At 70.2% G+C, this 10,112-nt stretch carries 3 protein-coding genes; all 3 read right to left on the bottom strand.

Annotated features, from left to right (window positions below; all coding sequences use genetic code 11):
- On the bottom strand, positions 1–3,780 hold a 3,780-nt coding region (locus ABGB18_RS47150; RefSeq protein ID WP_347702253.1), incomplete at its 3' end, for a hypothetical protein.
- Positions 3,777–6,128 (bottom strand): hypothetical protein, encoded by a 2,352-nt coding sequence (locus tag ABGB18_RS47145; protein ID WP_347702252.1) that lies wholly within the window; start codon positions 6,126–6,128, stop codon positions 3,777–3,779. The genes ABGB18_RS47150 and ABGB18_RS47145, both read right to left, overlap by 4 nt.
- A complete protein-coding gene (locus tag ABGB18_RS47140) occupies positions 6,125–10,105 on the bottom strand; it encodes a DUF6603 domain-containing protein (RefSeq protein WP_347702251.1) in 3,981 nt (1,326 codons plus the stop codon). The genes ABGB18_RS47145 and ABGB18_RS47140 overlap by 4 nt, the downstream gene beginning before the upstream one ends.
- Positions 10,106–10,112: the final 7 nt, after the last annotated feature.

Here is a 10,112-nt window from a genome sequence, read left to right as displayed (position 1 = left end):
GACTGGACGCCGCACACGAGGCCCGGGTTGCGACCCGGCGAGAACTACGCCAGGATCCCCTTTAACCACTCCTGCGGCTGATGGGTATTTCCGGCCCGATCTGGTGCATTTTCTCTGACACACCTCGATCCAGGGGGCCTGTCCAGGTGCGGGGCGCAGCCAGGACCAGGCACCGTGTCTCTCTGCGGGGTGAGGGAAGGCGATGCTCTGGGCGTGTTCGGTGGTCAGAACGGGGCCGAAGCGGAAGAGGACCTGCAGATGCCGTAGGGCGTCCTCGACGTGCTGGGGTGGGACGGTGATGGTGGCGGTGGGGGTGATGCCGGTGGTGGCGTGGACGGCGGCGCGTGGGTCCAGGAGAAGGAGTAGCCGGGTGGGGGCGGGGTCGGCGAAGGTCAACTGGAGGTAGTCGGTGTCCTGAGAGGTGGCGGCGGGGCCGGGAGGGCCGATCTGTTTGGCGTAGTCCTGTCGGTCGTCGGGCGCGGTGACGCTGTGGAAGGTGTCGTAGCGGTAGCCGGCTGCGTCGTCGGCGGTGAAGTAGCCGATGAGGCCGTCGTCGCGGGCGGCTTGGTCGCCGAGGCGGACCGCGAACTCGTGGGCGGTGAAGGCGGCCGGTGGCGGGTCGAGGGTGGCGGCCCAGCGGGTGTCGCCCAGGGGTAGTCCGTGGAGGGTCAGCCGTAGCTGTGCGGGGACGAGGGCCAGAGGGCGTCCGATGAGGAGGGACAGGTTCTGGTCGGCGCGCTGGCCGAGCGGTTCGGCGGTCCACAGGGTGGAGTCGATGGCGTCGAGGAAGGCGGTGAGGTTGGCCTGCGTGGCCAGGCCGGGGGCGCCGATCAGGCCTGCGACCAGGGGGGCGAGCGCCACGACCTGGTCCAAACTGGTGAGGGAGCCGTCCGGTGGTGGCTCCCATTGGCCGGTGCGCTCGCCGCGGGGGCCGGTGAGCAGGCGGTAGGTGCCGAGCAGGCGGCCTGCCGGGTCGTAGAGCAGCAGGCTGTGGTCGAGGTGGTTGGGCAGGATCCAGCCGCCGATGGGGTTGGGGTCGGCCGCGGTGCGCACGATGCGGGTGCCGGTCCGGGCGTCGAGGAGGTCGAAGTCGAGCCGTGCGGGCTGCAGGGGGCGGGGCGGCAGCTGGGCGACGGAGGCGATCGTGGGGGTGAGTGACGTCTCAGCGGCCAGAGCCGTGTCGACGACCATGGGGAAGTTGCGGTAGTCGTGCAGTCCGCCGCTTTCGGTGTCAGGGCTGACGACGTCGAGGACGCGGCCGAACTTGTCGTAGAGGAAGAGCTCTTCGATGTGGATCTGCCCTTGCCGCATCTCGTGGAAGGGGGCGTCGGCGCCTCCGGGCAGGTACGGGGCGCTGGTGACGTGGCCCCGGTAACGGGCGGGCAGACCGTCGTCGCTGGCGGCGTCGGCATAGCCGGCCAGGCCGGCGATGTGCGGGTGGTCGGCGTCATCAGTGGTGGGGCGGCGGAAGGCGCGCAGGTCGCGGGCGGCCAGCCGCTGGTTGAAGCCGGTGAGTTCCTGGGCCAGGAAGGCCCAGTCGCCGATCGCGCTCAGCCAGGCGTCGAGTTGGTCGCGCTGGTCGTCGGTGCCGTGGTGGGCGATGAACTCCTTCAGCCGCGCGGCGAACAGAGAGCGGGGGTGCGGGCCGAGGCCGGAGATGCCCGTGACGGTGACCCGGTCCGCCTCGATACCGGCCGCGCCGGTGAAGCGGTAGTCGGTGCCGTCGAAGGTCCAGCAGCGCTGGGTGCCCACCGTGTAGGGGATGTGGCGGTAGGCGACCTTCCACTCCATGATCAAGGGTTGCCAGGGCTGCGTCCAGGCATCCAGGCCCTGGGCGGGCAGGGCGCCGGTGTAGTCGGCGGGGCGGTGGGCGGCAATGACGGCGCTGATCTCGCCAGCCGGTAAGCCGGTGGCGGCGGCCAGCGCGGGCGCGTTGCCCGGATCCAACAGGAAGTACTCCGCGAGCAGAGCGGGGATCTCCTGCGGGAGCGCGGAAAGGCTCGCGATGGTGGGCATCGGCCCCTGCCCGGGCGTCGCGGTGATCGTCATGCCCGCGACCGTGACAGCGCTGACCAAGGACGCGGGGCTGTCGTCAGTGAGCAGCCGCACGGGCAGCGGCTCATCGGGGACGGCGGCGTCGGCCGGCGGCAGGACACCCGACAGGCTGACCACCGGGTCATTGGCCTGCCAGTACGGGTGGCGCGGGACGGCCTTGAGCGTGGCGCCTTCGGCGAGCCCTCGGGCTTGGGCGAAGGCCTTGATCCCGGCGAGGAGCGCGTCGTGAGCACCCTCGTGGGAAGTGGCGTCATCGGGCTGGGGGACCTTCGCGGCCAGGTCCCGCACCTGGGCGGTCATGGCACGCACCGTGTGGGCGAGCGAACCCTCCTGGTCGGGGTCCAGCTCCTGCTGCATCCGGTCCGAATCGGGCGCGTCGCCGGGACGCGGGGACAGCGCGTCGGCCAGGCCGTTCTTCAGCCGCAGGGCGTTCAGCCGCCACTGGTGAGTGTAGAGCTCGCGGAGCTGGGCGTCGAGGCGGTGCTGGTCGTCGTTGAGGGTGGCCAGCCATCGTGGAGGGGTGAACGGGGTGGGGGTCGATGCCGGATCGTCTGTGTCGGCGGGGGGCGGCGTCACGGTCCAGTGGTGGCCTCCGGCCGTGGCGCCGAACGAGGCGTCGTGGATGTGGCGGCGTACCCGGGCGTCGCCGCCCTTTTCGTCGGCGATGTCCAGGACGTTGTGCAGGAAGGTGCGCAGCAGTTGCAGGTCCGCGCTGGAGGGGGAGGCGCCGCTGGCGTGCAGGGTGCGGCCGGCGAGTGCGGTGAAGGCGTCTTCGGTGGTGTTGCCGATGGCGAGGTTGAGTGCGCCGCTGTCCTTGATGGTTTCCAGAGGGTCGGGGACGGGTGCCGACGATTTGGGGGCCGGGTCCCAGGGGACGGTCAGGGCCGTGCCGCAGTACAGGCTGCGGGTAGCGGGGACGACCGCGCTGTCCTGGTCGAGGCGGGGGTCCTGCCAGCCGAGGTGGGCGAGGTGGTCGGCGTAGGAGGTGCCGGGCGGGAGGCAGGCCAGGACGTCGGCGCCGGGATCGGAGTACCAGCCGATGACCTGGTAACCGAGCGTGTCGGCGGCTGTGACGTCGGACAGGTCGTCGAGGAAGGAGAAGACGTTGCTGTTGTGGGGGGTGTAGGAGGTGAAGTACGGGTCGCCGGTGGCCATCGCGGTGACGAACAGGGGGTCGCCCGCGGCGCGTTCGGTCCAGGGCGTGGCGTCGGTGAGCGGGAAGGCGAGCCCGACGAGGACCTGGGGCGAGTCGGGCGTCATGGTGTTGCGGTACGGGTCGGGGCTGGCCTGCCAGGCGCGCAGGGTGTCCGGGGAGACCAGGTACGGGCTGGACCTGTCGTAGGAGTGGCCGTCTTCGTAGGCGGTGGCGCTGTAGGGGCAGTCGCTTTCGATTACCCAGGCTTTGGCGCGGCGGGTGGTGGTGCCGCTGAAACGGGCCACCAGCCACCGGTTGGGCACCAGCGGATAGCGGACTTGTCCGGTCTGCGGGTCCTGGACGCCGTGGCGAAGCCCCCGGGGCAGCGTCCAGTGCAGGTGTACGCCGGTGTGGTTGTGGGCCTGGTCGTTGCTCTGCCGGTCGCCTTCGTCCGGCTCTGGGCTCATGTAGTCGTTCAGCGCCTGGTAGTTGTGCTGCCAGGTTCGAAAGCCGTCCCGACCTTGCAGGGCGGTGTTGACCACGAGTGCGTCCAGGCCGACGGGCACGACGAGTGTGGGGCGGGGGGTCAACCTCGGTCTCCGTTCGGGCCGGTGAAACGGATGGCTTCGGGGACCTTGACCATCTGCATGGCCAGGTCGGCGGGACCGACCTGGCCGACGGTGGTGCTGTGCGCGGCGTCCAGGGCGGCCTGGAGTGCGGGGACGAGCGAGCCGATGTTCAGGACACGTCCGTTGCCGGTGCCGGTTCTCAGGTGGTCCAGGACGCCGAAGGTGACGTTAGTGCCGATCTGCTCGCCGAGTCGCAGGTTCGCAGGCGGGCGCGGTGGCAGCATGTTCCGCAGCGGGATCAGCCCGTGGTCCTCAATGCCGAACCGGAAGCCCTCTTGGGGTTCGCGCAGTTCGACCGTCGCGGGCAGGCCGTCGAACAGGCACAGCAGCACGCTGGGCGCCAGGTGGTCCATGCGCAGCACCCGCAGCGGCGTACCGCCGGGGCTGCTGGCGCGGACGGCCAGGTTCGGCCAGCCGGAGACCAGCGCCGAGCGCAATAGCAGCCCGGAAATCGGCCGGGCGGCGCTGCCCAAATCGTCCCCGGCGGTGACGTCGTCGGGTGTCCCGCCGCGGACCGTGTCACGGTGTGCCGACGCTACCCGGGCCGCCGCCGTCCGGACGGTGGCGGCCACGATCTGGTCCTGGAGGGTGTCTCGGCTGGACTGGGCGCCGATGCTCAACGCGCCGGAGATCAGCGCGTCCAGCCAGCTGGGGTCGACGTGGAAGAAGCGTAATGATTCCTGCGGCAGCATCCGTTCGTCGGGCACCAGGTGCGTGAACGGCACGGTGTAGAGCAGCATGAGCCGCCCGAGCCACTGCGCGATGGGGGCAAAGTGTTCGGTGAGTCCGTCGCCATCGGCCAGCGCACTGGCCAGGGTGGCCCGGGTGGGGTCGGACCGCAGGAACTCCTCCAGCGCCTGGGTCGCATCAGCCGGCGGCGCGACCGGCGCGGGCGGTGACCACGGGGTGTCGGGTCTGCCCGCTGGGATGTCGAGGGCGGTGAGTAAGTGGCCGTCGAGGAGTGTGCCGAACGCGGCCCGCGCGGTTCTCGGCCCGTCGCCGTCTGCTGGCAGGTGGTTGCTGGTGGCCTGGTGGTAGAGGGTGTCGACCAACTGCCGGGCGGCGTGCTTGAACGCCAGCAGGTGCTGGCCGAAGGCGACGTCGGCCAGGGCGAGCGCCCGGCCGGTCTCGAACGCGGTGGCCAGCGACACATCGAAGCTGCCCCAGGCGGGGTCGTAGCCGAGGAGCGCGTCGGCGGTGGTGGCCTGGGCCGCCCGGGCGGTGGCCACGGGCATGACGGGGGTGAGCGGGCCCCGGTACCAGCCGTAGGTGGACTCGCCCGAGCGGGTCAGGTACGGCAGCGGCACGTAGCCGTCGTTGAGCCTCCGCGCCACGTGCCGCTGGGGGGCCGGGGTGGCGTCGCTGTCGGAGTAGGGGGAGGCCAGCCGCAGCCACATGTCCTCGCGGTCGGCCTGGGCTCCGTCCGGGGTGCAGGTGAGCCCTTCGGCCAGATCGGCGAAGTCGGCCTGTAGATCGGGGTAAGCCCAGAACGACCAGCTGGCCACTGACAGCAGCGCCACCGACGTGCGGCCCTTAAAGTCCGGGTCGTCCACGAGGATCTTCTCGTGGCCTTCCAGGGAGACCAGGTGCACGATGGACTTGGTCGCGGTGGTGGAGCCGGGCGGGGCATCGGCCGGGAAACGGCTCGCGACGACGACGGCGAACAGCCCGTCCTCCTTCAGGCCGAGGATGGGCCGGTCTCCGGTGTTGGCTGCCCGGCAGTGAGCCAGAAACCGCAGCTCGTCCAGACGGGGCGCCACCGCGTGGAACTCCTCGGACAGAACCTGGATGTAAGTGCAGGGATCGGCGTCGCCGAGGTCGGCTTCCACCCTCAGCTCGGGTTTGAGCACGGCCGCATCCAAGGCCCGGAACTGGCCGACCGTGCCGGAGATCGTACGGGTCGGGGCGTCCGTACCGCCGACAAGCTGGTCGTCGGTCAGCACCAGCAGCGCCAGCCAGGGGGAGCCGGCCGGGGCGCCTTTCATCGCGCGTTCCCACGGCAGCATGGGGTCGCCGAGCACCACGTGGGGCAGCACGTCGGCGAACCGGCCGCTGGAGGCGTCCGGTGGCTGCTTGGCCACTACCGCCCCCGTGCCGATCGCGACCTGCGGTCCGCGGACGGTGAAGCTCTGGGTGGCGGTGAAGGTGTCGCCGACGACGGGGGCGTTGTCGTCCTGGCCGGTGCGCAGGGCGTGGGCGACCTCGACGCGGTAGTCACCCGCGGGCAGGGCGGGCAGGTAGTTGTCGTGCAGTTCGATGTCGCCGAGGGGGATCGTGTCGCGGGCGGGGTGCTGCGGGCTCGGGCTCACGTCCGGCTCCCTGCATCCTGGATCATGGGGGCCTGGCTGAACAGGTGGCCGGCGCCCTGCGCCAGACCGGCCAAGGTGTCGTTGGGGCCGGTGAACAGTTTGGCGTCGGCCAGGGCCGCATACACCTGGTCGCGGCCGAGCTTGGCGTCCCCGCGGTCGGCATGGCCGATGAGGTCCACACACCACGCCTCGGCGGCGAAGACGAAGTCGATGTTGGCGGCGGGCTGCGGGGGCAGCGGTGAAAGGCCGGGTGGCAGCTCGTCCTGACTGTACTCGCTGAGCGGGAAGAACCCGCGCGAGGCGGCCAGCGACGGCCGCGGCGCCTGGACGTCGAAGCCCACCGGCCGGTCAGGGACCACGTCAGCGCTGGGCCTGGGGAAGGCTTCCTCGAGCTGGGTAAGCGGGGCGCCCCACAGCGACGCGGGCAGGTTCCGGATGCGGGGTGTCAGCGTCCAGCCGTCGGCTGGCACGGGCTCGTTCTCGAAGTACAGCTTCAGGCGGTGCTCGCCGACCAGGCCATCGCGTTTCATGGGGCGCACGTCGACCAGGGGGCCGTCTGCGGGCTCGGGCGAGCAGAGCAGCGCCTCACCGGCCCGCAGGTGGCTGGCCGGGATGGCGGACTGGGTGAACAAGCGCAGGTCGCGGGCGCGGACCAGCCACACCTTGCCCGCAGCGGGGTCGTCCATCGTCTTAACCAGGCCGCTGACCGCCGCGATGGTGACCATGCCCTCCGGTTTCGGCAGCATGCTGGAGAACTCGGACCAGCCCAGTGTTTTGTCACCGGCTCCGAGGCGCCCCTGCCCGAAACTGATCGTGACGGTGAAGCCTACGATGTGGGCGGATACCGTGCCGCCCACCGGCGGTCCCCACAACTCCAGGGAGGCGTTGACCGACGCCTGGATGGTTTTGTGGACGAACCAGACGTCAACCTGGACCGAAGCGCCGATGCTCACCGAGATGCCCGCGGTGAACCAGAACGGCCGCCACGACAGCAGCAGATCGGCCTTGGCGGTGAACCACGCCCGGACGGGGCCCCCGTGGTAGACGGCGCTGAGGCTTATGCCCGCCATCGCGCACGACGGCGTCACCGCCAGATACGCCTGCGCCTTGATCGAGACGCTGCTGCTGACCGCCCAGTCGATGCCCAGCCGTGGCACCCTCGGGTAGGAGGCGGGCGGTTGGAACGCCGGATGGTATCCGCCCAAGGTGACCACGAACTGCCCGGCGTTCGGGTTCGACCCGAACCACACCACGGCGGCGAACCCCCCGGTCAGGTGGCAGTCGGGCGTCAGCACATACGAGGCCGGCGACAGCTGCCTGGCCACCTCGACGCTGCCGTGGGCGGGCCGGACGACAGCTTCCACGCCCAGCTCCGCGTAGACGTAGGTGCGGGGGGACTCGGCAGGCAGCGGCAGCTGAAGAGTGGCGAGCCCCAGCACGGCCAGCACCAGCTCCTGGCCGAACTCCACGGCCAGCAGCACCTTGGCGTTCACCACCTCGGCCGCGCTGAACTCCACCCCCAAAGCCAGCCAGTACGCGCCCTGCCGCGGGGCGATCCACTGCCGTCGCTGGCCACCGGCGACGGCCGGCTCACGCCCCTCCAAGGCCTCCAGCACCTGCGAAGGCTTGCCCTGGTCCGAGTCCGGCCCCTGCTTGTTCAAGACCAGCAGCGGGAACCCCGACACCTCCGCGGCGGAGGGCAGAGCCAGCTCCCGGTTGAAGCCGAACCCGGCCATCAGCCCAGTGACGAGGATCGGCGGCAGCTCCAGCAGCGGCCCCTCAAGCTGGGCGAACACGAACAGCGAAGGCTCGCCGTCCGTCAACTGCGCATAGGAGCCGACAGCCCCCAGCGAGAAGTTCGGCAGGGCGATCGTCGCCGCGCCGTCGTACTGGAACGCCACGTCGGGGGCGCGCTCGTCCTCGGGCAGGTGCAGTAGGGCGCCGGCGATCACCACCGGAGCAGCGCTGTAGCCGATGCCGAGTCCGGAGAGGTTGAACGTCGGCTCGAACCTGTCCAGTGGCGATCCCACTGCCAGCCCGTCGAACGACAGGGACAGCGGCCCCACCGCGACCGCGGCGTCCAGCGCGAAGAGCAGCACGTTGTGCTGGTACATCACGCCCACCCGGTTGATCTGGACGATGCCGAGCTTCTTCTGCACCGAGATCCAGTGGACGTTGGAAGCCGGCGCGCTCGGCGTGCCCTGTGGGTCGGGGGTAGAGGTGTCCGGTACCGCAGCGACGTTGGACTGCCCGCCCCCCTTGGGGGCGGGGGCGTTGGTGGCGGGAACACCGAGGGCTACCGGTGTGGTCTCGCTGCCGATCCGCAGCTCCGCCAGGGCCGCCACGCCCGCCGTCAGCCCGGCTGCCGGCAGCGGCACCACCCCGCCCAGCAGCCCGTTGACCACACCGACCGCCTGCGGGGCGATGTCGCCGGAGCTGTAGAGGACCTGCATGTTCTGCACGCCCAAGGTCCCCACCTGCGATAGGAACCCGCCCACCAGGGGAAGCTGGGAAAGGTCGATGTCCGCTGACAGGTCGATACCCAAGCAGAACTGCGCCGGGCCATTGGCGGGCTTCACCCGGACGAACTTGGCATCTTTCAAACCGATCCGCAGATTGTCGGGGACATCCGCCGCCAGGTCGGCGGAGAAGTGCGCGACCAGGTCCCGCAGCACGATGTGGATGTCCCCGTCGCCGCCATGGAAGGTGGCGGCGGCCGCGTCGGTGCCGGACCTGTCCTTGTCGAATTCGACCTCGAAGTCGTAGCCCGCGATGTCCAACGTTCCGGCGTACCGTGTGTCGTTGCCGTACCGGGTGATGGTCGCGCCGATCGATGCTTTGACGCCGTCCGCGATCTCCAGGTCTCCATGGCAGGCGAAGTCGAACTGGTCGGTGCCGGTCGTGTGGGTAAGCCAGAGGCTGGTCAGTTCCAGGCTTTCCAGGGCCTCGGGTACGGCGGTCGCGCCCAGCCCGTCGGTCAGCGCCCTCACTGTGAGGGCCTCATCCGCCAGAATCCCGCCCGAGAAGGTCCAGCCGCCTCCCTTACCGGCGGCCATCGCCGCGCTGATCTCGATGGCGATCGACGAACTCACCTTCACCGTGCCGGCGAACCGGGCCACGAATTTCTCGACGGTGCTGTAGGAGACCTCCACCGACAGCTCGTCAAGCGACATGAAGGGGTCGAGGGACCAGGTACCCGTGAGCGTCAGGGCGATCTGGTAGATGCCGCCGAATCCGGCGGTGAAGTTGAGGTCACGGACGCTGAGCCCGGTCGGCACATGGGGGACGGGGATACCGCACGAACCCAGCAGCGCCAGGACGTCAATGGTGTCCTTCGGCGTGTCCTTGTGCAGGTCCCCTCTGATGTACTTTTCCCGTAACCACAGCTCGATGTCCAGGGCGAGGTCTTTGACTTTGAGCTCAGCGGTGACCGTCACGGACGTCACCGCGTAGGCGACAGGTTCGGCCTTCGGGTGTCTCTCCAGGTAGTAGTTGAAGCCTGTGATCAGCCCGAGCACGACGTCCAGCTCCGTCAGCCCCTGCTCCACCTCCTGACACAGGCCGCCTTCGGCCAGCTGCCCGGTAAGCGCTTCCAGCTCGAACGCACCGTGCTGTTGCGACCGCACCGCAGCGGTCAGCCCGTCGGCCTCGTCGGCGGTCATCGTGGCCAGCACCGCGACCCCGTTGAACATTCCGGTGAACGTGACGGTGATGCCGCCGTCCGCGGCCACGACCACCGTCATCGCGCTGACGGTGGTCGCCCCTGCTTTCACGTCGGCGGGCCACATCTGCGGGGCGCAGGTGAGGGCCAGCGTCAGGCTGGTCCTGGAGTCGTCGAACTGCGGGGGGCCGGAGGTCGCCGTACCCTCGAACTTCCGGCCCGTGAAGGTGGCGAGCATGTCCCGTAACTGGTCTGGCAGCGCGGCGTCTTCCGAATCGAGGACCAGGGGGTCGCCGAGCCCGGCCAGATGGTCCATGAGCGCA

The sequence above is a fragment of the Nonomuraea sp. B12E4 genome (genome assembly GCF_039871825.1).
Lineage (GTDB): Bacteria > Actinomycetota > Actinomycetes > Streptosporangiales > Streptosporangiaceae > Nonomuraea.
Note: the sequence above shows the minus strand (reverse complement) of the source record. Positions and strands in the feature narration are given on the sequence as shown.

What these genes read in the sequence shown, in the direction of transcription:
- ABGB18_RS47140 (WP_347702251.1), bottom strand. Translation starts at nt 10,105, where the DNA reads ATGGACCATCTGGCCGGGCTCGGCGACCCCCTGGTCCTCGATTCGGAA.